At 56.9% G+C, this 25,246-nt stretch carries 29 protein-coding genes; 13 read left to right on the top strand and 16 right to left on the bottom strand.

The genetic code is table 11. The features are described from left to right. Window positions 1-86: 86 nt before the first annotated feature. A complete protein-coding gene (merR, locus tag IGW04_RS10440; RefSeq protein ID WP_194713020.1) occupies window positions 87-485 on the bottom strand; it encodes an Hg(II)-responsive transcriptional regulator in 399 nt (132 codons plus the stop codon). 77 nt (window positions 486-562) lie between these two features. On the opposite strand from merR, the gene merT reads away from it, so the two are divergent. The 10 genes from merT to IGW04_RS10490 all read left to right on the top strand — a co-directional run bounded on the left by merT (window position 563) and on the right by IGW04_RS10490 (window position 8,743). Further along, the gene (merT, locus tag IGW04_RS10445; protein WP_194713021.1) at window positions 563-919 is read left to right on the top strand and encodes a mercuric ion transporter MerT; all 357 of its coding nucleotides are present in this window, start codon (window positions 563-565) and stop codon (window positions 917-919) included. Between the two features lie 141 nt (window positions 920-1,060). Further along, on the top strand, window positions 1,061-1,354 hold the full coding sequence (gene merP / locus IGW04_RS10450) for a mercury resistance system periplasmic binding protein MerP (protein ID WP_194713022.1): 294 nt from the start codon (window positions 1,061-1,063) through the stop codon (window positions 1,352-1,354). Window position 1,355: 1 nt separating this feature from the next. Continuing rightward, window positions 1,356-2,990 (top strand): mercury(II) reductase, encoded by a 1,635-nt coding sequence (merA, locus tag IGW04_RS10455; protein ID WP_194713023.1) that lies wholly within the window; start codon window positions 1,356-1,358, stop codon window positions 2,988-2,990. Between the two features lie 12 nt (window positions 2,991-3,002). Next, window positions 3,003-3,650: a tetratricopeptide repeat protein gene (locus IGW04_RS10460; RefSeq protein WP_228526989.1), complete on the top strand. Its 648-nt coding sequence runs from the start codon at window positions 3,003-3,005 to the stop codon at window positions 3,648-3,650. 36 nt (window positions 3,651-3,686) lie between these two features. Continuing rightward, on the top strand, window positions 3,687-4,076 hold the full coding sequence (locus IGW04_RS10465; protein ID WP_194713024.1) for a MerC domain-containing protein: 390 nt from the start codon (window positions 3,687-3,689) through the stop codon (window positions 4,074-4,076). A 73-nt stretch (window positions 4,077-4,149) separates the two neighbouring features. Further along, the gene (locus IGW04_RS10470; RefSeq protein ID WP_194713025.1) at window positions 4,150-4,386 is read left to right on the top strand and encodes a hypothetical protein; all 237 of its coding nucleotides are present in this window, start codon (window positions 4,150-4,152) and stop codon (window positions 4,384-4,386) included. A 135-nt stretch (window positions 4,387-4,521) separates the two neighbouring features. Beyond that, complete coding sequence (locus IGW04_RS10475; RefSeq protein WP_194713026.1) at window positions 4,522-5,868, top strand: dihydrolipoyl dehydrogenase family protein; 1,347 nt, start codon at window positions 4,522-4,524, stop codon at window positions 5,866-5,868. Between the two features lie 66 nt (window positions 5,869-5,934). After that, window positions 5,935-6,438 (top strand): protein-disulfide reductase DsbD N-terminal domain-containing protein, encoded by a 504-nt coding sequence (locus IGW04_RS10480; protein ID WP_194713027.1) that lies wholly within the window; start codon window positions 5,935-5,937, stop codon window positions 6,436-6,438. A 226-nt stretch (window positions 6,439-6,664) separates the two neighbouring features. Beyond that, the gene (locus IGW04_RS10485) at window positions 6,665-7,540 is read left to right on the top strand and encodes a tyrosine-type recombinase/integrase (RefSeq protein ID WP_194713028.1); all 876 of its coding nucleotides are present in this window, start codon (window positions 6,665-6,667) and stop codon (window positions 7,538-7,540) included. Between the two features lie 9 nt (window positions 7,541-7,549). Continuing rightward, complete coding sequence (locus tag IGW04_RS10490; protein WP_194713029.1) at window positions 7,550-8,743, top strand: IS91 family transposase; 1,194 nt, start codon at window positions 7,550-7,552, stop codon at window positions 8,741-8,743. 497 nt (window positions 8,744-9,240) lie between these two features. Here IGW04_RS10490 and IGW04_RS25660 read toward each other — a convergent pair whose 3' ends face one another. From IGW04_RS25660 to IGW04_RS10500, 3 genes are read right to left on the bottom strand one after another with little or no spacing between them, the layout of a single operon-like run. After that, complete coding sequence (locus IGW04_RS25660) at window positions 9,241-9,816, bottom strand: DinB/UmuC family translesion DNA polymerase (protein ID WP_228526990.1); 576 nt, start codon at window positions 9,814-9,816, stop codon at window positions 9,241-9,243. A gap of 38 nt (window positions 9,817-9,854) precedes the next feature. Next, on the bottom strand, window positions 9,855-10,550 hold the full coding sequence (locus IGW04_RS25665; RefSeq protein WP_228526991.1) for a Y-family DNA polymerase: 696 nt from the start codon (window positions 10,548-10,550) through the stop codon (window positions 9,855-9,857). Continuing rightward, window positions 10,547-11,014: a LexA family protein gene (locus IGW04_RS10500; protein ID WP_228526992.1), complete on the bottom strand. Its 468-nt coding sequence runs from the start codon at window positions 11,012-11,014 to the stop codon at window positions 10,547-10,549. Before IGW04_RS10500 ends, IGW04_RS25665 begins: the two co-directional genes overlap by 4 nt. Before the next feature lie 242 nt (window positions 11,015-11,256). Between IGW04_RS10500 and IGW04_RS10505 the strand changes: the two genes are divergently transcribed. Then, the gene (locus IGW04_RS10505) at window positions 11,257-11,772 is read left to right on the top strand and encodes a M50 family metallopeptidase (protein WP_194713030.1); all 516 of its coding nucleotides are present in this window, start codon (window positions 11,257-11,259) and stop codon (window positions 11,770-11,772) included. A gap of 132 nt (window positions 11,773-11,904) precedes the next feature. Further along, window positions 11,905-12,114, top strand: a complete 210-nt coding sequence (locus IGW04_RS10510; RefSeq protein WP_194713031.1) for a hypothetical protein — start codon at window positions 11,905-11,907, stop codon at window positions 12,112-12,114. An 83-nt stretch (window positions 12,115-12,197) separates the two neighbouring features. On the opposite strand, the gene IGW04_RS10515 is transcribed toward IGW04_RS10510, so the two are convergent. From IGW04_RS10515 to IGW04_RS25670, 8 genes are all read right to left on the bottom strand, one after another. Then, window positions 12,198-13,928: a methyl-accepting chemotaxis protein gene (locus tag IGW04_RS10515; protein WP_194713032.1), complete on the bottom strand. Its 1,731-nt coding sequence runs from the start codon at window positions 13,926-13,928 to the stop codon at window positions 12,198-12,200. A gap of 319 nt (window positions 13,929-14,247) precedes the next feature. Then, window positions 14,248-14,601: a hypothetical protein gene (locus IGW04_RS10520; RefSeq protein WP_194713033.1), complete on the bottom strand. Its 354-nt coding sequence runs from the start codon at window positions 14,599-14,601 to the stop codon at window positions 14,248-14,250. 152 nt (window positions 14,602-14,753) lie between these two features. Then, a complete protein-coding gene (locus IGW04_RS10525) occupies window positions 14,754-15,617 on the bottom strand; it encodes a hypothetical protein (RefSeq protein WP_194713034.1) in 864 nt (287 codons plus the stop codon). Between the two features lie 77 nt (window positions 15,618-15,694). Continuing rightward, complete coding sequence (locus IGW04_RS10530) at window positions 15,695-17,131, bottom strand: IS1182 family transposase (protein WP_194713035.1); 1,437 nt, start codon at window positions 17,129-17,131, stop codon at window positions 15,695-15,697. Window positions 17,132-17,206: 75 nt separating this feature from the next. Continuing rightward, window positions 17,207-18,208, bottom strand: coding sequence for a phosphoadenosine phosphosulfate reductase domain-containing protein (locus IGW04_RS10535; protein WP_194713036.1), 1,002 nt, complete (start codon window positions 18,206-18,208; stop codon window positions 17,207-17,209). Between the two features lie 166 nt (window positions 18,209-18,374). Then, window positions 18,375-18,743, bottom strand: coding sequence for a hypothetical protein (locus IGW04_RS10540; RefSeq protein ID WP_194713037.1), 369 nt, complete (start codon window positions 18,741-18,743; stop codon window positions 18,375-18,377). Window positions 18,744-18,849: 106 nt separating this feature from the next. Continuing rightward, window positions 18,850-20,403 (bottom strand): class I SAM-dependent methyltransferase, encoded by a 1,554-nt coding sequence (locus IGW04_RS10545; protein ID WP_228526993.1) that lies wholly within the window; start codon window positions 20,401-20,403, stop codon window positions 18,850-18,852. A gap of 179 nt (window positions 20,404-20,582) precedes the next feature. Beyond that, complete coding sequence (locus IGW04_RS25670; RefSeq protein ID WP_228526994.1) at window positions 20,583-21,230, bottom strand: hypothetical protein; 648 nt, start codon at window positions 21,228-21,230, stop codon at window positions 20,583-20,585. Between the two features lie 147 nt (window positions 21,231-21,377). Here IGW04_RS25670 and IGW04_RS10555 point away from each other — a divergent pair, with 147 nt between their 5' ends. Further along, window positions 21,378-21,872, top strand: coding sequence for a hypothetical protein (locus IGW04_RS10555; RefSeq protein ID WP_194713038.1), 495 nt, complete (start codon window positions 21,378-21,380; stop codon window positions 21,870-21,872). A gap of 30 nt (window positions 21,873-21,902) precedes the next feature. On the opposite strand, the gene IGW04_RS10560 is transcribed toward IGW04_RS10555, so the two are convergent. The 4 genes from IGW04_RS10560 to IGW04_RS10575 form a co-directional block, all read right to left on the bottom strand. Next, the gene (locus IGW04_RS10560) at window positions 21,903-22,331 is read right to left on the bottom strand and encodes a response regulator (protein ID WP_228526995.1); all 429 of its coding nucleotides are present in this window, start codon (window positions 22,329-22,331) and stop codon (window positions 21,903-21,905) included. Between the two features lie 223 nt (window positions 22,332-22,554). Continuing rightward, window positions 22,555-22,995: a hypothetical protein gene (locus IGW04_RS25675; protein WP_228526996.1), complete on the bottom strand. Its 441-nt coding sequence runs from the start codon at window positions 22,993-22,995 to the stop codon at window positions 22,555-22,557. Between the two features lie 143 nt (window positions 22,996-23,138). Further along, complete coding sequence (locus tag IGW04_RS10570; protein WP_194713040.1) at window positions 23,139-23,822, bottom strand: DUF6884 domain-containing protein; 684 nt, start codon at window positions 23,820-23,822, stop codon at window positions 23,139-23,141. Between the two features lie 9 nt (window positions 23,823-23,831). Beyond that, window positions 23,832-25,070 (bottom strand): hypothetical protein, encoded by a 1,239-nt coding sequence (locus tag IGW04_RS10575; protein ID WP_194713041.1) that lies wholly within the window; start codon window positions 25,068-25,070, stop codon window positions 23,832-23,834. Window positions 25,071-25,246: the final 176 nt, after the last annotated feature.

Below are 25,246 nucleotides of genomic sequence, written 5' to 3' on the forward strand. Positions count from 1 at the left end.
CTATCTAGTGTAATCGATGCCCAGCACACAAAGCTCAACGTAGCCGCGCTGCCGCCTACAGAGTGGCATGTGGTACGGCTTGGCGCTCAGCTATGGCTCAGCGACTCGATAATTGGGCAAGTCACTGCAGTCGGACCAACTTCACACTGTTTGACCAAGATTTTTAATGTCGTACGAATACGATTCAAGTCCTTGATTCTTTCTTCAACGAGTTGCAGCTTGAGCACTGCGGCGTCATGCGTCTGCTTGCATGCATTGGACTGCTGAAGAGCCAGTAATCCAATGACTTCCTCCAGGGAGAAGCCTAATGTTTGCGCCCGTTTGATAAACCGGACGCGCTCGATAGCGGCTTCATCGTAGTACCGGAAGCCTCCTAGTGCTTTGGGTGGTTCGGCCAGCAAACCGCGGCGCTGATAAAACCGGATGGTTTCCACATTCACTTCAGCAGCGGCAGCTACTTTGCCAATAGTAAGTTTATTTTCCATAACTTTTTCTAAAAGGATTGACTCCGTACTATGGTACGGCATCTATAGTATGGTCTCAAACCTTAATTTTGGACCCTATGGATACGGATAAGCTTACAAAAACGACATTGGTCAGCGGTGCGGTCGCTGCACTGGCGGCATCCGCCTGCTGCCTTGGTCCACTGGTGTTGGTTAGCCTAGGCGTTGGTGGTGCCTGGATAGCGAACTTGACCATGCTGGAGCCATTCAGGCCCATCTTTATCGGCATCGCCTTGCTATGTATGGTGCTCGCCTACCGCAAGATTTATCGAGGTCCAGCTGCCGATGACTGTGCCCCTGGTTCAGTCTGCGCTATGCCACAGACCAACACAAAGTACCGGGTACTGTTTTGGGGGGTGTCCCTGCTGGTCCTGGTCGCGTTGGCGTATCCGTATTTCGTCACCTTGCTCGATTGAGGATTACCCCATTTTGAAGTTTCGCTGGATTCTTGGCACGCTGGCAGCCGGCTCGCTTTTTTATGCTGCGATGCTCTTATTTCTGCTGTTCATGCCGCGCATAGGCTGCTGCCCCATCGTTTTTACTCATTAGGAGAAATCATGTTGAAATCCATTCGTATCCTCGCGCTGGTCCTGGCTGCAGCCGGAATGTCATCGACCGCCTTTGCCGCTGTGCAGACCGCAACGCTTGCTGTGCCAGGCATGAACTGTTCGTCATGCCCGATCACCGTCAAAAGGGCGCTGATGAAGGTGGACGGCGTACAGGAAGTCAAAACCAGCTTCGAGCAGCGTGAAGCAGTCGTTACCTTTGACGACAGCAAGACCTCGCTTGAAAAACTCAGCGCGGCATCGACGAATGCCGGTTACCCAGCGACCGTAAAGGCAGCAAACTAAAATGCAAACGCTCAATTTTAAAGTCACGGGCATGACCTGTGACCACTGCGCATCATCGCTGCAGGCAGCCTTGGCCACGGTGCAAGGCATTCACAATGCGGCGGTGTCCTATCCGGAGCGTCATGCGACGGTCGCCGTTGACGCTGGCATCGAAGCCGAGACCGTGATTCACGCAATCCGCGCTAAAGGATATGACGCCCAGCTGAAAGGTAAAACACCAACCGCTCACCCCGGCAAAGGCACGGGATTGAAAGTGGTCATCATTGGCAGCGGCTCGGGGGCGTTTGCCGCGGCATTGCGCGTGGCCGAAGGCGGTGCGATCGTGACGATTGTCGAGGCCGGTACCGTGGGCGGCACTTGCGTCAATGTCGGCTGCGTGCCGTCGAAAATCATGATTCGTGCCGCGCATATCGCCCATCAGCAGGCGCACCACCCATTTCCCGGCGTTCAAAAACATACACCGCAGATCGACCGCGCCGCCTTGGTCATGCAGCAGCAACGTCGTGTCGAGGAACTGCGCCGCGATAAATATGAATCGATTCTGGAATCGAATCCGGGCATCAGCTTGCTGCGCGGCCGAGCTCGCTTTATCGACGCACAGACACTGGAAGTGACGCAGGCCGATGGAACCGTCAAGCATGTTGCCGCAGACCGGATCCTGATTGCAACCGGCCGCTCCCCCAGCATTCCTGACACCCCGGGGTTGGCAGAGACACCCTACTGGACATCTACTACGGCACTCGTGGCAGAGCGGCTGCCCAAGCACCTTCTAGTGTACGGTGCGTCGGTCGTAGCCCTGGAGCTTGCTCAGGCATTCCTGCGGCTCGGTTCTCAGGTAACAGTAGTCGCCCGCTCTACCTTACTCTCTAAGGAAGACCCGGCCATCGGTACAGGGCTGCAGGCTGCGCTCGAAGCCGAAGGCATGCGCATTCTGACGCACACCCGCGTTACTAGCGCCCGCTATGACGGCAGCAATTTTCAACTGAATGTCGGCAGTGAGGTGCTCAGCGGTGACAACCTGCTGGTGGCAACTGGACGACAAGCCAATACTGCCGCACTGAACCTGCAGGCAGCGGGCGTGGCTGTGGATGCAAGCGGCGCAGTCGTTATCGATTCCCACATGCTTACATCGGTGCCGCATATCTATGCGGCTGGCGACTGCACGAATCAGCCGCAGTATGTGTATGTCGCTGCAGTTGCTGGAACCCGCGCCGCACGCAATATGCTGGGAGAAGATGCCGTGCTCGATTTGTCTGCCATGCCAAGCGTGGTGTTTACCGACCCGCAGGTCGCCACAGTGGGAGTCACTGAAGCAGAAGCCCAGGCGCAGCGGCTGGACGTGGATAGCCGCACGCTGTCCTTGGACAACGTGCCTCGGGCTTTGGCCAACTTCGACACGACCGGGTTTATCAAGCTCGTTGCCGATAAAAAGACCGGGCGCCTCCTTGGTGCACAAATCCTGGCAGCGGAAGCCGGCGAGATGATTCAGACCGCTGCGCTGGCGATTCGCAATGGAATGACCGTGCAAGAGCTAGGCGACCAGTTGTTCCCATACCTGACCATGGTCGAGGGCCTGAAGCTGTGCGCACAGACGTTTTTCAAGGACGTTAAGCAACTGTCGTGCTGTGCAGGCTAACGGGACGCTGTCATGAAACACATAAGTAAGCGCCGCGTTATCGCAGTCGCCGGCCGCACGGTTTTAGGTGCAGCCGTCGTCTTGTCGGGTTGGTTGATGCAGCCCGCTTATGCCTACGACTCAGTCAGGTTGGCTGCCGCATTGGACGGATTGAATGCCCAGACGTTTCCAGACTGGGAAAGGCAGGCGCGTGCAGGCGCCCCTGTCGCGCAGAACGTCGTAGGAATGGCGTACAAGTATGGCGACGTTGTACCGCAAAACCATGCGCGGTCATTGCACTGGTTTGAACAGGCTGCACAGCAAGGCGATGCGGACGCGCAGTTCAACCTCGGGCGGATCTATGGCAAGGCAACAGGCTCCGTCTATGGAAAGCAGCGGGCCGTACCACGCGATGATGCTACCGCCGCGTTTTGGTATCGCAAGGCGGCTGAGCAAAACTATCCACTGGCCCAGCTCAATCTGGGGCAGATGTATGCCGAGGGTGGCCCGTCTTTCCCGCGTGATTTAGGCCAGGCATATTTCTGGACGCAGCTCGGCGCCGTTGACGGTGACCAGGCTGCTGCAGCTCAGCTGGCCGGTTACCTGAGCGAGATGCGCCCAGCCGACAAGAGCCGCGCACAGCAGTTAGCGGCCGAATGGAAGCAGCGTCAGCCGCAGTAAAGCGGCATACCAACCGATTTTATCAAGGACAACTCAATGCCTTCCTTACCCAACCGACCATCATTTTGGCAACGCAATCTCGACAAGATTGGTATTGGCGGCGCCGCTTTTGCCGCCCTATGTTGCATCGGTTTACCTGCCTTGCTGTCCATCGTATCCGCCATTGGCCTTGGCTTTTTGGTCAACGACGCTGTTCTGCTACCTCTCTTAATTGCGTCATTGGCGATTGCGTTATGGGGACTGTACAGCGGCACCCGCCATCACCATCAGTGGCGTGCCTTTGCGATTGGAGTTGTGGGCGCGATATTGATGGGGCTGTCGATGTGGCGCGGCAACGGTACCTATGCCGCCTTCGGTATTGGAGCCTTGGTTCTGGCAAGTCTCTTGAACATCGTTTTGCGGGTGCGGTCAGCGCAACGTATCTAATCCTGGCGCGGGTGGCGTTGCAGAACAACCGCCCAGCGTGTCTCGCTGTACAACTAAGGAAAGGAAACATCTGATGGAAGATCAAGCAAAAAAATCATGGTCTATGGGCTTTATTTTATTTGCAGGATTGCATCTTCTCTGTTGCGGGCTGCCTCTTTTACTGCTGGCGGGCGTGTCCTTCAAATTCGTCTCGCCAATGTGGCCAGTTGCTGGTGTCGTCCTGGCTTTGCTTGGTATCGGCGGTTTTATCTGGTACGCCAAGCGCGGTTGTGCCACCTGTCCTCGTAATGGAGGCAGCATCAAGCAATGACGGTTGCAATTGTTCTTCGCCTATCATGAAATAAAGTTGCACATTTAACAGATCAATTCATGGTCATCGTTCGCGCCCTGTCATTCAAGAATGATGCATTGCCAGGGTTCTACACCACAGAATAGGAAAACTACTATGGCAAAGCAGTATGACTTAGTCGTCATCGGTGCCGGTACGGCTGCGATGACGGGAGCAATGCGGGTTCGCGCTGCGGGCAAGCAAGTGGCCGTGATCGACTATCGTCCTTTTGGTGGCACCTGCGCACTGCGCGGCTGTGATCCAAAGAAGATGCTTATCAGCGGCGCGGCGGCGGTCGACTATGCAAGACGAATGGCAACCCATGGTGTTGAAGGTAGTGTCGAAATCGCTTGGCCGGCATTAATGGCCTTCAAGCGTACCTTCACCGACCCTGTGCCCGAAAAGATGGAGCAGCGGTATCAAGATAAAGGAATCGACACCTTTCATGGCAAGGCGCGATTTACCGGCAGGAACACGCTAGAGGTTGCCGGAGAGATCCTTGAAGCCAAACATATCCTGATTGCCTCGGGTGCCGAGCCAGCCAAACTTGGCATTCCTGGAGAGGAGCACCTGATGGATAACGAAGGCTTCCTCGCATTGGAGACGCTGCCACAGCGCATTGTGCTAGTCGGGGGTGGCTACATTGCTGCCGAGTTTTCGCATATTGCATCCCGGGCGGGGGCAAAGGTAACGATTTTGCAGCATGGAGATCGCATCCTCAAAGAGTTCGATACCGATCTAGTAGGGTGGCTCATGGTGTCCTTTACTGCTTTGGGTATTGATGTCCGCACGAAGACTTCAGTCGAACGCATCGAAAAGGTCCTCAACGGCTACCAGGTTTTTTCCTCGAGCAGTGGGACGCAGTCAATGATTGAGGCAGACCTCGTCGTGCATGCAGCCGGGCGGGTGCCTGACTTTGAACCGCTCGACCTGGCCGCCGGTGGCGTGGAGGTGGACAACGGCAGACTGAAGCTCAATGAGTATCTGCAGAGTACGTCCAATCCATCGGTCTACGCGGCCGGTGATGCTGCCCGTATGGGCCCGCCGCTTACCCCGGTATCCAGCCATGATGCGAAGGTCGTTGCTGCGAACATCCTGAACGGAAATCAGAAGACACCTAACTACCAGGGTGTGCCAAGCGTCGCATTCACCATCCCGCCGATTGCATCAGTCGGCCTGACAGAAGCCAAAGCACGGGAAAAAGGCGTGAAGTTCCGGATGCAAAGCCAAAGTACGCCAACCTGGTTTACTGCCCGGCAGCAGGCCGAGCCGGTCTACGGATTCAAGGTGCTGGTGGACGAAGTTAGCGACCACATCCTCGGAGCGCACTTGGTTGGACCGCATGTGGACGAGGTCATCAATATATTTGCACTAGCTATGCGCCATGGTTTGACGACGAAAGACTTAAAGACCACCATGTTCGCCTATCCGACGGGAGCGTCCGATATCGGCTCTATGTTGTAAGTTCTATTGTGAAAAATCGCTTCAGCATCACGCGCACTAAGGCAACATTGTTTATGGGGAATAAATATGCTTAATATTCAGCGGTTATGCAGCATGGCGGGAGTCGTGCTGTTGTTCAGTATGCTGTCGCATAGCTATGCACAGCAGTCTTCGCCTAGCAGTTCCTCTAAAGGGTCGACCAGTCTTTTCGCCAGCAGCAAAGAGGAGGAACTGCTGGATCCAGACGTGGCGTTCAAACTCAAGATAAGTGTAAAAGGACCAACCACAATACTGGCTGAACTGACCCCGGCAACCGGGTATTACATGTACAAAGACCGGATTCACTTTGCGGTCAAAGATGCCAGTGGTGTCAAGATTAAAGCGGTGAAGCTTCCTGTAGGTGATATCAAGACAGACCAGTTCTTCGGCAAGATGGAGACCTACAAGAAACCGGTTCAAGCAGAGATCACAGTAGACTGGCCTAGCCAAGTCAAGAACTTTGCCTTGATAGCAAGTTATCAAGGATGTCATGAAAAGCTGGGGGTATGTTATGCGCCTATCGATAAGAGTGTCACTTTAACGCTGCCGTGATCATGGATGCAAACTGCAGCCATAGCCGAAGCAGCAATGACCGCTTACCGCTTCATGTCAGACATTGGACAACCATGGATGAGGGACTGCAAAGGGTCGGAGGACTAAACCGCTCGCGCGGTAGGAGGCTGCGCGCCGGCGCCGGTGGTTGAGATAGAAGCACAGCGTGGCTGTTTCCTATGCTGGGAACGAGGCAATCCGCCTCGTTTCCGACAGGAGCAGAGCCATGACCCCCTCGACTCAAGCCATTTCGCCGCTGCGCCAGCGCATGATCGACGACATGCGGATGCGCAAACTCTCCCCCAAGACCCAGACTCACTACCTTCGCGCCGTACGGCAATTTGCCGGCTATCTGGGGCGGTCGCCTGACACGGCCACCGTCGAGGATTTGCGGCGCTATCAATTGCACCTGGTCGACCATGGCGTCTCGCCGATCTCGCTCAATGCGGCGATCACGGGACTGAAGTTCTTCTTCACCATCACGGCCGACCAGGCCGGGCTGATGGCCAGGATGCAGCCGGTGCGGGTGCCGCGGACTCTGCCGGTGGTACTCAGCCGTGAGGAAGTGGGCCGTCTGATCGTTGCCGCCGGCAACCTCAAGCATCAGACGGCACTCTCGGTCGCCTACGGTGCCGGGTTGCGCGCCAGCGAAGTCATTTCACTCAAGGTCAGTGACATCGACAGTCAGCGCATGACCCTGCGCATCGAACAGGGCAAGGGCCACAAGGATCGCTATGCGATGCTGCCGCCGGTGCTGCTCGAGCGCCTGCGCGTTTGGTGGCGCGTGGCCCGCGCACAGGGCAAGATGCTTGATGCCGGCTGGCTGTTTCCCGGCATGAACCCGATCGAGCCGCTCACTACCCGTCAGCTCAACCGCGCTATCCATGCCGCTGCAGAAGCTGCCCGGATCGACAAGCGGGTCTCGATGCACACGCTACGCCACAGTTTTGCAACGCACCTGCTGGAGCAGAAGGTCGATATCCGTGTCATCCAGGTCCTGCTTGGGCACAAGAAGCTCGAGACCACGGCGCTGTATGCCCAGGTCGCCACCGACATTCTGCGCGAAGTCGTCAGTCCGCTGGAGGCCGTGCGGCCCGGATAGGGCCCGGCCATGGGAGCGCCTGGCCTAGAGGTCGCGGATATCTTCCGCGTCCACGGGCCGGCCTGGCGCCAGGATCAGCACGCTCACCTGAGCCTGGGTCAGCGCAAGGTCATGTCGGCCATCGAACAGTGCCGCACCGCGGCGCTGGGCGGCCATGTGCTGCGCTGTGACGCCTGCGAGCAGGTCGAGATCGCCTACAACTCCTGCCGCAACCGGCACTGCCCGAAGTGCCAGGCCACTGCCGCACGGCGCTGGCTCGAAGCCCGTCAGGCCGACTTGCTGCCGGTGGCGTATTACCACGTGGTGTTCACCTTGCCGGCCCCGATCGGCGCGATTGCCTATGCCAACAAGGCGGTGATGTACGGCCTGCTGTTCGATATTGCTGCCGAAACCCTGCGCACCATTGCCGCCGATCCGCGGCACCTGGGTGCACAGATCGGTGCCACCCTGGTGCTGCACACCTGGGGCTCGGCGCTGACGCACCATCCCCACGTCCATGGCATCGTCCCCGGCGGCGGGCTGTCGTCGGACGCGGAGCGTTGGGTCGCCTGCAGGCCGGGCTTCTTCCTGCCGGTGCGCGTGCTCTCGCGGCTGTTCCGCAGGCGCTTCCTTGAGGAACTCGGCCGGGCGCATGACAGCGGCCAGCTGCAGTTCTTCGGTGAACACGCCGCGCTGGCCGATGCGGCGGCCTTCGCCGACTGGCTCGCGCCGCTGCGCCAGTGCGAGTGGGTGGTCTATGCCAAACGCCCGTTCGCCGGGCCGGCGGCGGTACTGGCCTATCTGTCGCGCTATACGCATCGGGTGGCCATTTCCAATGGCCGACTGGTTGCCATGGACGAGCACGGCGTCACGTTCCGCTGGAAGGATTACCGCGCCAAGGGCAAGACGCGTAACAAGACCATGACGCTGGAGGCGCATGAGTTCATGCGCCGGTTCCTTCTCCACGTCCTGCCTGGGGGCTTTCACCGCATTCGTCACTACGGCCTGTTTGCCAATGCCGGACGCCGGGCGAACCTTGCGCGGGTGCGCGCGTTGCTGGGATGCGAAGCGTCCGAGGCCACACAAGCGCCGCAGGCGGCGCCGGCTGAATCAATCCGGCCGACATTCGTCTGCCCGTGCTGCGGTGGAGCGATGCGCATCATCGAGACCTTCCTGTGCCACCAGCCGATCCGTGCGCAAGCCCGGTCGCGAGGTCCGCCATGACCGAAGGCATCTGTTCCTGCCCAACCCGCTCGTTGCTGCTTCATCGGCTACCGTCGATAGGGCAAGGCGTTGCCGTACGCCGCGAAAGCACCGTTTCCGGCCGCGCCCAGCGCCAAATAATGCAGCGGCGTCATTCAGTCACCGGACATGGGTGTGATCGCGCTGCGCAATGTGCCTGCCGGATCGTCGCGCTCAACCCGACTCCGCGCATCCAAACCCCATAACGACCGCCGCTAACCCGACCGTGCCGGAGCATTCCGCGGTTTCCTCCCCCGAGGGTTGTACGACGCCTGCCCGCTCGGCTTCGCTGTGCCTCGCCCGTCCTACGTTAAGGGCAGGCATCGTACAACCCTAAACAACAGCCGGCATCCGCAGATGCTCTTGCTATGACCGGTAGCCGCCCGCTAGCAGACCTTACTGAAGATACCAATGGTCCGGGTCCGAAATCGAAAGGGTCGCTAATAACGAATTCGACATGCAAGGGAAAACCGATCCTGTCAGTTTGCTATCGCCTTCGGCAATTCCGTCCACCTGGTCGTGAAGCACTGGGACTTGTTTTCGGCGCGTGCTATCCAGCGCTGCGCAGTCCCCGCGGCAGCCACCTTTACCGTGTCGCGGCCAAAACGGGTGTTGAGCCCATCGAGAACCGACATGATGACCGCCGAATGCCTTGTGTTCTCTTCTACCGCGTCAAATAGGGACCGTTGGATTGTGCCGGCCGGCGATATGTCGAGCAGCATCACGCCACACTTCTTGTATAGAAATCCATTCTTGAAAATCGCACTCAAACCCATCGCCGCAGCAGAGGCAAGCTCGCGCGTGTCCGATGTGGGGTAAGGCAAGGGGATAGTGACGGCATTGCTGTACTGCGGATCGTTTGGACGAAACTGGTTTGTGTGGATGAAAACCTGCAGCACCCCGCACACGGAATGCTGCGCACGGAGCTTCTCTGCCGCCCGGCTTACGTAGGTCGCCAAAGCCTCCATCAGTTCCTCTTGTGTGGCAACCGTCGCGCCGAAGCTCTTCGATGAGATGAATTGCTTTTTGGCGGGCGCCACTTCCTTAAGGTCCATACAGGGAGTACCTTGCAGCTCAGTGACCGTACGCTCCATCACGACCGAGAAATGCGCTCGGATCGTCTTTGGCGAAGTACGGCGCAAATCCTGAACCGTATGGATGCCCATGCCATGCAGCTTCTCTGCAATACGACGTCCAACCCCCAAACCTCGCCGACATCGATGGAAGACAGAAGGAGGTCGAGGTCGGCAGGGGGGTAGGCGGTCAGGTCAAATACACCGCCGAACTGGGGATTCTTCTTTGCGATGTGGTTCGACAATTTGGCCAGGGTGCGGGTCGGCGCCATGCCGACACATACCGGGATGCCGGTCCATTGCCTGACACGCATTCTGATGGCCTTTCCCATGGCAGTAAAACTCGGCCATAGAAGCCGCATTTGATCGACGCGCAGGAAGGACTCGTCAATGCTGTATACCTCATAGTCCGGCGAGAACTGGCTGAGTACTTGCACGACCCGGGCGCTCATATCGCCATAAAGCGTGTAATTGCTGGAGAGGCCAACAAGCCGATGCCGGCGTACCAGATCCTGCAACTGAAACCATGGCGTGCCCATCTTGACGCCTAAATCCTTCGCCTCCTGGCTGCGCGCTACGGCACATCCGTCGTTGTTGGAAAGTACGACAAGCGGGCGGCCTTCCAGGCGGGGATTAAAAACACGCTCACAGCTGCAGTAGTAATTGTTGCAGTCGACAAGCGCATAAAGTGCTCCGCTTGTGCGTTGCGTGGTCATGTCAGCTTGCGAACGACGCCAACGACTACCCCAAAGACAATCAGCTCTTCAGCCTCTCCCAACAGAATCGTCTGATACAAATGATTTTCCGGACGCAGTTCGATGCCATCCGAGGTGATATGCACCCGCTTGACGGTGTGTTCCCCGTTGAGGATGGCGACGATGATGTCGCCACTTTTGGCTTCGACCGCCCGATCGACGACAATCTTGTCGCCATCAAAAATCCCGGCGTTTTTCATCGAGTCGCCGCAGACGTCGAAAATGAATGTTGCAGCCCGATGCTTGACCAGGTACTCATGCAAGTCCAGACCGCTTTCGCAATAGTCTGCCGCTAGCGACGGAAAACCGGCCGGGCATTTGACCCTGAAGGCCGGAATCATTGAGTAACCGGTGGGCTTCAGAGGCCAGATAACAGGCACGAGCGTATGCAGCTCGGCCAGATTGACGAGATCGCGATTGGACATTGAGTTTGGGAAACAACTGTACTTTTGTCCAGTATAGGGAGCCAAAGTGTTTCCCGCAAGGCGCGATGTTGCTTCCTATTGATCTGTTACTACTGCCGAACACGAAAAGACACATTAATCTCGGGAAATAAAGTTGTTTCTCCTATAGTATGTTGCTAATCGTATAACGCTCACGCAAACCGAGGATGGCCGTGCACGATCATGAAGAGAATGCCTGGAGCGTCTGAGAGGGTCGGGAAAAAATGATGATTTTGAAATTGGTATTGGGCTTGGCGCTGATCTGGTTCATCCTTACCTTCCTCCTGGTCATCCATGAGTACGGGCATGCGTGGGTCATGCGTCGGCTTGGCATGCGGGTCGACAAGGTCGTCATTGGTGCGGGGCCGCTTCTTTTCGCAACCGCACAAGAAGAAATCCGCCTGCTGCCTTTCATCGGCATGGCCATCAGCGACGACTATGCGAAGGCTTCGGTGCGGGACCGGGCGATTGCCGCGGCCGCCGGACCGGCATCCTCCCTTCTTCTCGGCCTGTTGCTGCTGCTGGCCAACTGGATCGTGCCTTCCTGGGCGACGCTGATCGCCGCCAAAGGCTCGTTCCTGCTGGCCGCGATCAACATGATCCCGCTGCCGCCATTCGACGGTTTCACCGTCGTGGAAGCGTTTCTGGCCAGGCGCGGCGTGCAGATCAATGAGGGCCAGCGGCGCCAGCTTTTCACAATCGGCATTGGCACCATGGTTGTACTGACTCTGGTGCTGTAACCCCCTAGCAAGTACGAACCACGCAAACAGACAAGGCTGTCAGCATTGCGCTGACGATCAGTTCTGCTATCTTTGCCTGCTCCATTAACTTTGCATCCCCGTTCGCCATAGCGCGAACGCTCTTTCCTATCCATGGCAACCGAAACTGTTAGCGAACAGGCAAAGCGGCTGGCGCGTGAATGGACCCCTTTCAATCTTCGCGCCAACAAGAAAATTCTCGACGCCTGGGGCGACCCGGCCGAACCGCCCGTTCTGGTCCGGGAAATCCATGCCGAGATCTCCCGGGCCGATCCAGTCAAGGGGCAGCGGTTCTACCGGGAGTTTCTTCGTCCGTTTGATTAACCGACGAAGCGCGCAATATAAAGCCCTCGTATCCATGTCGGACCGAGGGCTTTGCATTGAGGAGGCCAGCGACTGGCCAGAAGTTAGAACTCTTCCCAATCCCCGCCAGACGTTGCCGGCGCAATGGCCTGCTTCGGGCGCGAGACCGGGGCTGCTACCGCCCGTCCCGAGGACGGCGTGATGCGGACGGCCGAGGCAGTCGGCTCCACTCTGCGCGGCGCCAGCCGGGCTGTCGAGGCCAGGACCGGGCCACCGACCACTGCATTCTGCTGTCCAGCGTTAAGCTTGAACGCCGAAACGGTTTTGACGAGGCTGCTGGCCTGGTCACGCATGCTTTCAGCCGCCGCCGCAGCTTCCTCGACCAGTGCAGCATTCTGTTGCGTTGCTTCGTCCATTAACGCGACTGCCTGGTTCACCTGTTCGATACCCATGCTCTGCTCCTGGCTGGCGGCAGTGATTTCGGCCATGATGTCGGTGACCCGTTTGACGCTTTCCACCACTTCATCCATCGTTGCGCCGGCCTGATCGACCAGTTTGGTACCGACGTTCACATTGGTGACCGACGTATCGATCAGGCCCTTGATTTCTTTTGCCGCGGCCGCGCTGCGCTGCGCCAGACTACGCACTTCCGAGGCAACCACGGCGAAGCCACGTCCCTGCTCGCCAGCACGCGCGGCTTCCACGGCCGCATTCAATGCCAGGATGTTGGTCTGAAAGGCGATGCCGTCGATGACAGAAATAATATCGACGATCTTCTTTGACGAAGCATCGATTGCGCCCATTGTCTCCACAACCTGCGCCACAGCAGCGCCGCCGCGTAACGCAATGTCGGACGCCACGACCACAAGCTGGTTGGCCTGGCGCGCGTTGTCGGCATTCTGCTTGACGGTCGACGTCAATTCTTCCATGGAAGCGGCAGTTTCCTCCAGCGAGCTTGCCTGTTGCTCGGTGCGGGAAGACAGGTCCTGGTTTCCAGAAGAAATCTGTCCGGAAGCGGTGGCAATGGCATCGGTGCCGGTTCGTACTTCGCTGACGATCAGGGTCAGCTTGTCGCGCATCGCCTTGATCGCAGCCATGAGGCTGTGTTCGTCGCCAGCGCGAAGCGGAATGTCTGTCGTGAGATCGCCGGTAGCAATCCGTGCTGCCGCCTCTGCAGCATGGCTTGGCTCACCGCCGATGGCGCGTTCAACACTGCGAAGGATCGACCAGCTAATGGCGGCCAAGGCGACACCAATTGCGAACAGCAGCCCGATTGACTTCAACAGATCGGTTTTGAATACCGCGTCGAGATCATCCATATAGACGCCGGTCATGAACGTCCAGTCCCATGGTTTATAGGTGCTGTTGTACGCCAGCTTGGATATCGGTTCCTTTTCGCCCGGCTTGGCCCACAGATACGTGGTGAATCCGCCGCCCGCTTGCGTGGCCTTCAGCGCATCGAGGTAGACCGCCGTGCCGTTTGGGTCCTTGAAGGTCGCCACAGCCGTACCAATCAGCTCGTTCTTGATCGGATGCATCAGCACTGTCTGGGAATCGATGACCGTGAAATAGCCGCTGGTGCCATAACGCAGAGCCTTGATCCGGGCGAGCGCCTGTTTTTTCGCATCATCGACGGCGATTTTTCCGGAAGTCGCCAGTTCACCGTACTCCTTCGCAATCGATACTGCCATGTCGGATACCGCGATCAACTGCGCTTTGCGTTCATCGAGGCGCATCGTGCGAGTCTGAAATATATTGACGCTCATTACAGCGAGAAGGCAAAGCAAGCTCAGGCACAGTGGCAAGAAGAGCTTTTGGCGGAAAGTGAGCTTCATTCGTTACATCCTGGGTGGAGATAGGACTTCAGTTAATTTTGTACGCAAATTCAGCGAAACGGCTGTGTAAGTCCGCCGGTTCAACTTTGGCAATATATGGACACTACTTTCAACCGGAGGAGGAATTGAGTGAGCATGCTTGTGAAATAACGCACGCTGCGCAGAGCCATGCGCCAATCTGCATTCGACTTCCTACTGCACCTGGAAGTCACTTCCAGCAGGAAATTTCTTTCTGATACCCCCTGTCGGGATGCCCTTATATCGACACGTGATCAGAATTCTTTAAACGATTTTTCCTCGTCTTCGGGACCGGGAAGGGTTAGACAATCGGTGCTGCATTCATGTGACTGTCGACTACGTTGCGCAGAATGGCGACGAACTTCGCCAGTTCCTCTTCGGAGCGCCCAGTGATGGAAAAGCCGGGGTAGACGGCCCCCCGGCTGCCGCTGCTTGAAGGCAGATGGCGCAGTTCGTGGCCCGCGCTTTTGATCAGCACCTCGGCAGACGCTGCCAACGAAGTGGGGGTGATGTAGAAGTGGTCGTTCTGGACCTTGCCGATCCGGGGCGTGCCGAACTTTGCCCTGAACTCCGGCCGCCTGTCGAAAACGGCCACCCACTTCTCGCGCACCTCGGTCTCGAACTGCGCCTGACTCAATACATGAATGATATCCATCGATGCCCAGAAAGTTGACCATAGGAAAGCATGCGCAGTGTAGCAGCCGATCCTGTGGCAATGCTATCGGGCCGGTAAAAGGAAGAAAGTGGTTGTTTTGCCACGACAAAAAGAAACGCCCTGATCGAAATGATCAGGGCGCGGGTACGACATTAAGCAGCGAGTGGTAGCTCCGTTTGTGCGGAGTGCGTCGTCGCCTTGTTGGCCCATACTTTCCGGGCCGCTTCGGGCAGCTGGTTGAAAGGGATTGCCTTTTCCAGCAGAGCTTTGATGTCATAGTCCAGGGTTGCGCCCAGACGGTCCTTGAACGCCGTGCGTTTCAGCACTTCGTCATGTTTTGCTACCTGGGCATGGGACAGCGTGATGACCCCATACTGCACATAGAACTTGTAGGCCTGTGTGATACCTCCCCTGTTATAGGAAGCGTCATACATGGCCAGCATGTTCTCCAGCTCGAAGTCGAGAAGCATTGCCGCGGATTCCTGATCGACCGTGAACGACTGTTCGGTCTCCAGATCCCACGCCGCTGTTCCGTCCTTCAGGATGCGCAGGTCCGGCGTACAGCCGCTTCCTTCGGTCAGCGCTTCGACATAAGCATCCCGCATCCCCGTCCAGGCAGAGTCAGGGGCACTGGTGTCCCAGTCCTTGCCCACATGCAGGAACTTCGCATCAGGCATAGGCGTTTCCTTGAACGGTACGACATCGGGAATGTCGAACCGTATGCCCTTGTCGTAGATCGAGCGGTAATCGTCCCAAATGGCAAAGGGACGGGCTATGCCGTTCAGGCTTTGTAATGCATCGATGGCAATCATCATTTCCAGAGGAAGCAGCGTGAACTTCCTCTTCTCCCCGGCACGACGGGCTCGCACCCCCTCATCATGGTCTAGCTGCAGCATATACCGGGTGATATTGCGGATCTCACGCGGATGCAGCGTATCGGGTTGAATGATGATGTGGCCTTCTTCGATCGTGCGACCGACCCAGGCCGTGTAAAAACGGCATCCACAAGGGTGCATGCGTCGATAGCAAGAATTGGTTGTCGATTCAGATGGTTCTGTGGATAGAGAAGCAGCGTGTTGCTGCCGAAGGCCCGTCAGGCCTTGGCCGGTATCATCATTAACTCATTGCCCATGATGCTGAGGAGCCGCTTAAAGTTATAAGCAAGTACATGCAGGCTCATTTCCGTGCTGACCCCGGCAAGGGTCTTTGTCAGGAAATGCGTGGCACCCATCCATGATTTGAGGGTGCCAAAGGGATGCTCCACCGTTTGCCGTCGCAAACGCATTTGCTCAGGGGCTTTGCTGAGCCGTTCCTGCATGGCGTCTATGACGGCTTCATGCTCCCAGCGTCTAATGCGGCGCTCCGGGCCGGTTGTACAGTCGGGCTTGAGCAGGCAGCCTCTACACGCCGGCGTCGCGTACACATTCATGATCAAACCTTTGTCCAATGTGTCGAAGCGGCGGGTCATTGTATGCCCGGCCGGACAGCGGTACTCGTCCCGGTCTGGCATGTAGACGAAGTCTTGCTTGCCGAAGCGGCCGTCCGCCTTGGCGCCTGATGTGAGGGGCTTCGGAACGTAGGTAGCGACGCCAGCCTGGTCACAGGCGAGGATTTCTTCACCGCTGAAATACCCACGGTCTGCAACGACAGCCAACTTCTCAATACCAGTCGCTTCCCGAGCTTGTTCAGACATGTTCGCCAACTGGCTCCTGTCATTGCCGATGTTGGTGACTTCATGAGCGACGATGAGGTGATGTGTGGTATCGACTGCAGTCTGCACGTTGTAGCCGACCATTCCCGTGCCACGGCCGCTGGTGGCCATGGAGCGGGCATCGGGATCGGTTAGAGATATCTGCCCATCAGGCGCATCCGGAAGGCGTGCCTCAACCTCCTTCAGCGCTTGCATTTGTTCTTTGAGCAGGGTGATCTTGTCTTGCAGTCGGACCGTCTTTGCCGGCGCCTCTGCTGGCTCCGTGCGGTCGATTGTGTCCAGCATGCTGAGGTAGCGCTCGATACTCTCCTCGATCTGCTGCAGGCGTGCCTGCACCTTTGCCTTGGTAAAGTTCCGGTCACGGTTATTGACGGCCTTGAACTTGCTGCCATCAATCGCTACGAGCTGCTGCGTGAACAGGTTCAGATTACGGCACAACAGCACAAACTGCCGACAGACGTTGCGTATGCCGACGCCATTATCCTTGCGAAAGTTGGCAATCGTCTTGAAGTCCGGTGTCAGCCGACCCGTCAGCCACATCAGTTCAATGTTGCGCTGGGCTTCGCGTTCCAGGCGGCGACTCGATTGAATGCGGTTCAGGTAGCCATAAATGTAGAGCTTCAACAGGTCGGCAGGATGGTAGGCAGGACGACCAGTGTCTGCAGGCGTCACACCTTCAAACCCGAGTGTCGCCAGGTCCAGTTCATCGACAAAGACATCAATTACCCTCACTGGGTTCTCGTCTGTCACATAGTCATCCAACTGCGCAGGAAGCAAAATGCCTTGCGCCCGATCGCTGCCTTGGATGAAGCGCTTCATTGGCCACCTCGACACTAGTGAAAGACATCAGTGTGACAGCCCACGGCACAATTCGTTTACTAAAAGCCCGCGTTTTTACACACCCTGGGCCCAATGCCGCCTGCTCCAGTCCTTCTCGATAGCGCGCAGATAGCTGTTCAGGCGATTCAAGCCACGTAAGTACTCGTAACGGGGTTCCAGTGCGATCATGGCTGCCAGCGACATGTCTTCGGCCTTCAAACAGGGAAAACATCCATGCCTGGCGCCACAGCCGCCCTTCTTCTGCTTGCCTTCATAGATACTCTGCGCCACCACCGCACACGACGTTCCCGCCGAGTGCGCATAGATGCGAAGCGTTTCCTTGAAGTCCGAGTACGACTGGCGCAGGCCGGAACTGCACTCGCCCAGATACTCGAATACATCATCTTCCGACCAATAACTCACTGGGCAAAGAACAAGCTCTCCATCCTTGTTGCGTACCGGCGTTTCGGCCCTTGCGCCATTCTGCTTCATCCGCGCTGCCCTGACTTCGGACTCTTGGATGCGCATGCCCAGGCAGGTAACCGGCTCGGGCATTCCCTTCTCTGCAATCGTGCGAAACAGCTTCTTCCGATAAGATTTCTGTGGGGAAATTTTAAGATCAACGGTACAGTCATTTCCCCCTGATGCCCAGCTTGGAATGCCCCGCCCTGACAAGATTTTGACCTGGAAGGTGGAGAGCAGCGGCGGCGTGACGAACTTCCCAAAAAAACGGATGCCGTGCTCTTTTGCGTACGCATGGAGCTTGCCCATTTCCTTCTTGGCCATGGCATGAACTTCAGGATTTTCCACTAAGGTGTCGGCCGATGTCGCTACCACCAGTGGCTTGCCACCGGCCGCGGCGAAGTCCCTTGCGGCATTCATGACGATGGACATGACAGCTGAACTGTCCTTTCCAAAACTTGTTGCGATCACGATGGGCCGGCCTTCTTCGAACAGGTCCATGATGACCCCGGTAGCTGACGCCACCCGGTCATCGAGCGACATGGTGATGTCTTCCATGCGGAAGAGTTGAAGCGTTTGATACTTTGCTGCGTGACTGACTGCGTTGGTATGCATGATCTCTCCTTTGAAAGAAGGCGTTGGTTGCCTTGACAGGAGGGAAATGACTTACACGGCGACGGAAGAAAGGGTGATCAGAAAAACGAAAAGCCGGGCGCGACATGAAAGTCGGCCCGGCCTGCTTACATAGCAATTCAACCACAAGGGAAAGCCCTCGATATTGCTAATCTTGTTGGACAGTGACGAACTCAACCTCCACCATTTCGTCCGCGCCGAAGCTGTCCGGCCCGTTCGGGTCTGATCCGATCGATGCCATTTGTGCATGTGTGGCCGATACCTTCACGAAGTCTTCGCCGCATTGCGGGTCAAAGAACGTGCCGTCGATTGTCACCCGGCAGAAAGGGATCGTTGTCTTCTGGCGGGGAACCACTGCCACCGGGGTATATGCCGCCGCCTTGTCAAACCCTTTCAATAGATTTGCATCAGGGATGGCACTGCTCGTAGGTACGTTTTGCATCAAAAAATCTCCTGTAGAAGTTAAACCACGTTGGCGTGTATTGAAGATGCCAAACGACGTTCTATAAGCTGGCATGCGTTGCTCCGGAAGCGTAAAGAAAAATCCCCGGCCTCTAAAGAGAACCGGGGATGGGTGAGTTAAGAAATGACCTGGCAAGGAAAGGCGTGGAAGCCCTGCCCTGTTAGTCTCGCGTCAGCACAAGGATCACGACAGCGACCTGTGTGCCTTCGAAGCGGTTGTCGAAGACTTCGCTCCATTCGTGTGTCCAGCCTTCCATCAGCGTCTTGTTGCGACGGCTGGCCGGAAGAATGGCGACGATCTTGCCTCCATCAGCTAACAGCGTTGATGCTTTCCTGACGTGCTCAGCATCTCTGCCTTCGCTAAAGGGTGGGTTGAGGCAGATACGGTCGAACTTCGTTGGTGGATTCCACCGCAAAAAGTCCTCGCATACCGTGTTGTACCCCTTGCTCTCCAGGACCTTGCAATGCAGTTTCGAGATCTCCACACAGGTCGTGCGGTCCTTCGGCAAGTGCTCGGCGATGCTGCCAAGGCCTGCGCTGGGTTCCAGCACCGTGTCGTTCTCGCCAATGGCAGCCAGTTCGGCCACCATCGACGCCAGGCATGCCGGCGTTGGGTAGAACTGATGGGTTTTCTGGTCGGGAATCCGGCCGGTCCGCATCAACTCTTCCAGCACCGCCTGGATCGGATAGTCGAAGGACCATTCGCGCATGCTGGCGCTTGGCACACCGCCCAGATACTGCAGAACCGCTACCGTGCGATGGTTTGCCTTGACGTCGTTGCTCCAGAAAGACAGAACCTGCCCTGTCCGGTCAACCCGGCCCCGCGACAATTCTGCCAAAACTTCAAACGGCACCAGGTCATGCACCATCGTGAAGTCCTTTGGCGCCCGTGGCGGTTTCGTTCGGAACTTGCTCGGGATAGCGGTCGGATGCAGCCACGCCAGGACCTGGTTGAGGCGGTAGGCGATGTCGGGATGCACTTCGAGGTGCGCCGTGCCTTTCATATACAGCCGCATGCGAAACGCACCACCATCGAAGCTCTTCCATTCCCCGTACTGGCCGTTGCGGTACATGTTTCTCAAGTCCTCGTCCGTCACGTTGCCAAAAGGCGCATCCCGACCCATGAATTTCGCCATAACTACGCGAAGGTCATGAATGTAGTTTGCCCGGTCGTAGTTCAAGGTGCCGTATGAGGTTCGCAGGTACGCGACTATCATCCGCTTTCCGAAGCCCTCCGGCGCGTTGGTCACATGCTCGCCCGACAAGGCACGAAACAGGCCATCGACGCGCTCGGCAAAGAACTGCGAGCGCTGGGCCAGCAGATCGCCAATGGTCGACTTGACCGAGTCCGGCTCAAACGCCGGCGTCTTATGGCTGCGGATCTGCTCGTTCCATGCATTGCGTTTTTCTGCAGGCATGGTTTCGAGGACATCGGTCAGTGACATTGCCCGCGCCCAGAAGCTCGCATCGAGCGCGCGGACAGCCGGCTCGATAGCAAACAGACTGGCTGCACTGATGCTGCTGATCTGCTGCTCAACCTGTGCGCCGCACATGAAAAACCGCATGACGCCGCCGGTTTCGTTGGCGACATAGGCAGCAATGCGCTCCAGATCAGCGCGGTTCTTGCGATACTCGGATAGAAGCGCATCGATCGGGGTAAAGACGGACAGCTGGTTTTGTTGGCCGGAAAACAGCTCGGGTTCATTCATGTTCATGCTTTTCTCCTGAAGGTGAGGATTTATGTGAAGTGGGAATCACGGCGCCGGCGCTTGCCGGAATTTGCGTTGCAGGAGGAAATGCAGAACAGGAATCAGGAAGGCACGATCGAAGCGGCAAAGAAAAAGCCCGCGTCGATCCTCGAAGAGGAAAGCGCGGGCTGTGGTGGGTTAGTCGGTTATGGCTGTGCAACAAGTGCGTTCCCCAGTGCAAACTCGGCCCTGGCAGCGGCATCCCGGGAGGCAAACGTATAGTCGCCGGGTTCGCCGAGTTCATTACGCCGGCTGTCGCAAGCGATTCGCCACTTCTTGTCAGGATAGTTATTGGTCACGCAGCCACATGCGCCGCTTGGGTAACGAACGTTGTCGACGTACCAGCCGCCATGACGCCAGCGGGAGTACACCGGCATCCATTCCTGCTTGTCGTCGGTACCAGGCGTACTGACCGGGGTCGCGTTGTGGTTCATGTGTTCGTAGGCGGCGCGAACTGCGTCGTCACGGATCGGGTGATCTTCGGATGCGAAGTCATCCTTCTCAAAGTAGTAGCCCATCAGGTCAGAACGCAGGATTTTGTAGTCCTCAGCCCTTGTCTGTCGCTCCATCGTCTCGACGGAAACTTCAGTGATGGCGCATGAGACGGAAGTCCCGGTCACGGCATCGCCCGGCTCGGATTCGGCCAGGTAGGTGCGAAGCGTTGCGAGTGCCGATTGACGTTCTTCCAACTTGATGCTTTCCGCCTCGTTGACTGGAATGGCTGCGACCTGTCCAAGATAGCGAGCGCTCATGTCGAGAAGAATAGCGATAGCATTACGGATAGTTGACTGCATGTTAAAAGTCCTTGTGAAGTTGGATAACGATATGAGCCCTTGCAGACACCAGGGTATTGACCGTGCCTTCAGTGATGGCGCACAAGGAAATGCAAGGAGTTGGCAGGATCGATAGGCACAGGGCGCAGCACCAAGGGGAAATGCAAAATGCGAAGTTGGACAGGGATAGAAATTGCAGCGGAACGTGAACGTCTGGAGCGCGAGGCCGCATCGATCCTGGGGCACATGCTGTTCGAGTACTCCAGGCTGGATATGGATTTGGGTTTGATGCTGGTATGGGCTGACGATGGCAAAAGGCTGGAGAAGTTAACCACCGAGCACAACGAGTCAAATTTCTACTATAAGCTCCGTTTCCTCGAAAAAGAGGCCTCGATCAAATATGCGAATTCGCCCGATGCACTGACGGCTCATGCAGGCTGGCTCGTAGATGCGCATAAAGTACGGGAGTGTCGAAACAAACTTGTTCATGGCCGCTGGGGGATCGAACCGACCAGACGGCAGGTTGTCAACGTCGTGGGATTGCCGACCTCACCGGAACAAACTGCCTACCCTTACACAATCCGAGACCTTCAAGCCGAACTGGATGGCATCAAGGCCTTGCGCGCCAGTTTGGACGCCCTTAGAAAGGCTTGGCCCATCTAGATGTGATGCCACTTTCTTTACGGAGCTGCGCTATCTAGCCAACGAGGCATCGTCTTTGCTCCCGGCCATGATTTTGATGACCTCGGGAGAAAATTCTGAAACGGATAATGGTTTAACCAGGTATTTGGATATGCCCAACAGGTTGCTCCGGTAGACATCCTCCTGTGACCTGGATGCGCTGAGAATGAAGACAGGGATTTCAACAAGCATGGGGGTGCTGCGTATGTGTTTCAGGACTTCAAAACCATCGGTATTGGGCAGCTTCAGGTCCAAGACAATCAGCGATGGGTTTCCAGTCGCCCTTTTTGCATACCGGCCTTCGCAGGCAAGGTATTCCAATGCTTCCTGACCATCTTGTACGACATCGATTGGCCCAGCAAACCCACATTGCTTGAGGACTTTCTGTGTCACATAACTTGCAATGTGGTCGTCTTCAATAAGTAGCAGATGACAGGGCATTTGCTATTTTAACATTATTTTCTTCCCATCAACATAACTGAGTTCGTGGCAATGTTCTGCTTCATTCATCACCGCCGAAGGGTAAGTATTGGCCGAACCCAGATTTGCACCACGATTTTCAACGAAGGCTTCGAGTAACTTCGCTGCATGAAAAAAGAATCGCCCACGATCCGAGGTCGTGGGCGATGGACTACGTTTATGGGCTATGGTACCTCGTGAACGATTATTGGATATATCCTGCTGCGCGAGAGTATCCTGCGTCGCCTGGGCCGAGGTAGATCAGCTCGACGTCTTCCGCGAGACACTGGCCGCCGGCGAAAGTAAACCGCTCGCCTGCCTGGATGGCTTTGACCGCATCTGCCCACTTCTTGAAGACGACAAATCCCCACTTTTCACCCTCCTTCATGGCGAAGCGTGAGAACTGTACTGCGCGCTTGAACTTGATGACCGCGTGCATCATGTCGGCCTCTGTCGTGCGTTGGGACCAGTCGGCCACGACCAGGTCAGCGGCGTCCTCTACCGGAATGACCAGTTGGGCATAGCCGGCGTAGTCCACGAAATGAATCATGTCCATGATCCAGCCTTGACGCGGCGTGCCATAGAACGTGCCGCTGGCCTGAACGCCGTTTGCTTCGATTTCTGCGACGGTATATTGCGTTTTCATACATTCCCTTTTGAGTAGGCAAATTGAGAGGTTTCCGGACGGGCCGGGTTAGCAGTTACCCATTGAAATGCGCAACACCGGCATGCAAGCGGGCAGGCCAAAGAAAAGCCCCCGATCCGGAAAAGATCGGGGGCGATACTGGGTTAGAAAAGTAGCCCAGCGTGTGCCGGCGCCAGTGGTTGCACGAACGCCTGCCGAATCGCTTCAGCGGGTCCGAGACGGACGTTTTCCAGTATTCGGGCGGCGATACTGCCCTTCAGATTGGTCATTGCCGCACCAAACTGCCCGGTGTGGCTTTGCTCGAGCAGCACCAGCTGGAACGCCGGCGAAAACCGTTTGACGGACCCCTTGCCGCACAGTGCCCATGTTGGCGAGTGCAGCTGCGTGACAGAGTCAAACTCGCACGCCTGCAGGTAACGATCGCCCAGAAGAATCAGGGTCATATCCGATGGCGCATCCAGAACTTCAAGGACGCTTTCCTGGATACCCAGCATGGTTGCCCATGCATGGCTTTCCTTCTTCTTCATCGTGTTGAACGTCATTTCGTAGGGAGCGATCAACTGCCCCTCTTCCACGACGCCATATCCGGCGCTCAGAATCGATATGCTGACCTTTGCGCCTTGTTCCCTGGCTGACTGAACGCCCCTCATCAAGCGGACATGCTGCTCGCCGGCGTACAGCATCCCTGCAGGCCGCATGCATTCGGCCAGTTCCGCTTCTCGGCTCCGAACATGGCTTTCGCCTTTTGCAAAGTCCTCCTGAGTGAGCTGGTTTGGGACCGAGACTGTCTTGAAACCGGTGCAGGAAGTGATGATGGAAATCTTCATCGTTCCTCCCTACGCGGCCAGTGCCAGCTCGTCAGCCTCGACGGCGCTGTCTTCGAACACGGTGGCAACTGCAACTGCCCTCATGCGCGCCGACAAGGCCTTCAATGCGGCTTCGCCAAACACCTGATTTAAGCCACAGGTCCAAAGCAAGCCCCATTCCGGATCGACCTCCTCGATGAGTTCCTTCAGACCTTCGTCGCCGGTCCGGTGCTGCCTGACCCATTCCTTCAGCCGTTTGGCATCGGTGACCCCATAGAAGCCCGCGATCGCCTTGACGTAGCGCTCCGACATCCAGCCTTGCCCGCACACCACTTCGGAAATCATCTCGGTCTGGTCGAATGATCCATCCCAAGCCTGATCCGAATGCGCTTCGATCAGCCTGGCATGCTCATGACTGATCGAAGGGGTGTTACTTCTGAGCTGGTTTGCGTCACAACTGACCTGGGCGCCGGGACAGTTTTCCAGGAAAGCGTATGCGATTTTGAACAAGGGCAGCCCCATCGAAGCGCGGCCCAGGATATGAAATCGCCTGAAGCCGCGGATCGTTGCGACGTCAGACAAAGACATCGCCGCTGCTGCGCTTGGAATGCCGAGGGTGATCTCCCGGGTACCAAGGATGCCTGCAACCTTGTCAGCCGTTACGCCGGCTGGCGTCAGCCCCTTTTGCAGCGGGATGATGATGCTGACATTAGCACCGACATAACCAAGGATCTTGCTGCGATGTTCCTGCAGCAGCGCCAGCGACCATTCTGGATGCGCCAACACGTCCGGCATGACCAGATGCAGGTTATGGAGACAGGCGGTCGGTGTCCCTTCCACCAGTTCGTCATAGACGGCAAACACCTTCTGGAAGTCGGCAAGCGGTGTCTCTGCTTTCCCTTCCTTCCACTTGGCGAACCGTCCGTAGGCGCCGCTGTCGACGAAGACTTTTCCTCCGCGTGACAAGTAGCTTTTCAGCAGATCCATGACGCGTGGCCGGACGAGGTCCGCAACGACGCCCACATCCTTTCCCGCCATGGTCAATCCCAAGGCATCAAAGTAAGCGCTTCCGCCCGAATGAAACGTCGCACTGAAGCGCTCGGGACTGATGGAGTCGTTCAGGGCAAACAGGCCGCCCGTGATGACCGGGATGGTTTTCTGCAAGCGCAACGGCACTGCCTTTACTCTGACTCGTTTACTGTCTTCCGACGGTGCGCCGAACATATCCGTTTGCACGTTTATGGTCGCTACTGACTGCATTCCCTTCATGTGTTTCTCCCTGGTCTGGTATGCCCTTGCGAGGGGCGTTCATTGAGCTGATTGCCAAAGCCTGTTTTCCGGTTTCCCGGAGTCGGCCTGGTGCTAGTGATGAGTCACACAGGAATGGAAATGCAGGATGCTGTCAGGGGGCGACAATTTCTTTGCGCAAGGAGACGCTGGTCCAG

The organism is Noviherbaspirillum soli (genome assembly GCF_015352955.1).
GTDB lineage: Bacteria > Pseudomonadota > Gammaproteobacteria > Burkholderiales > Burkholderiaceae_D > Noviherbaspirillum_A > Noviherbaspirillum_A soli.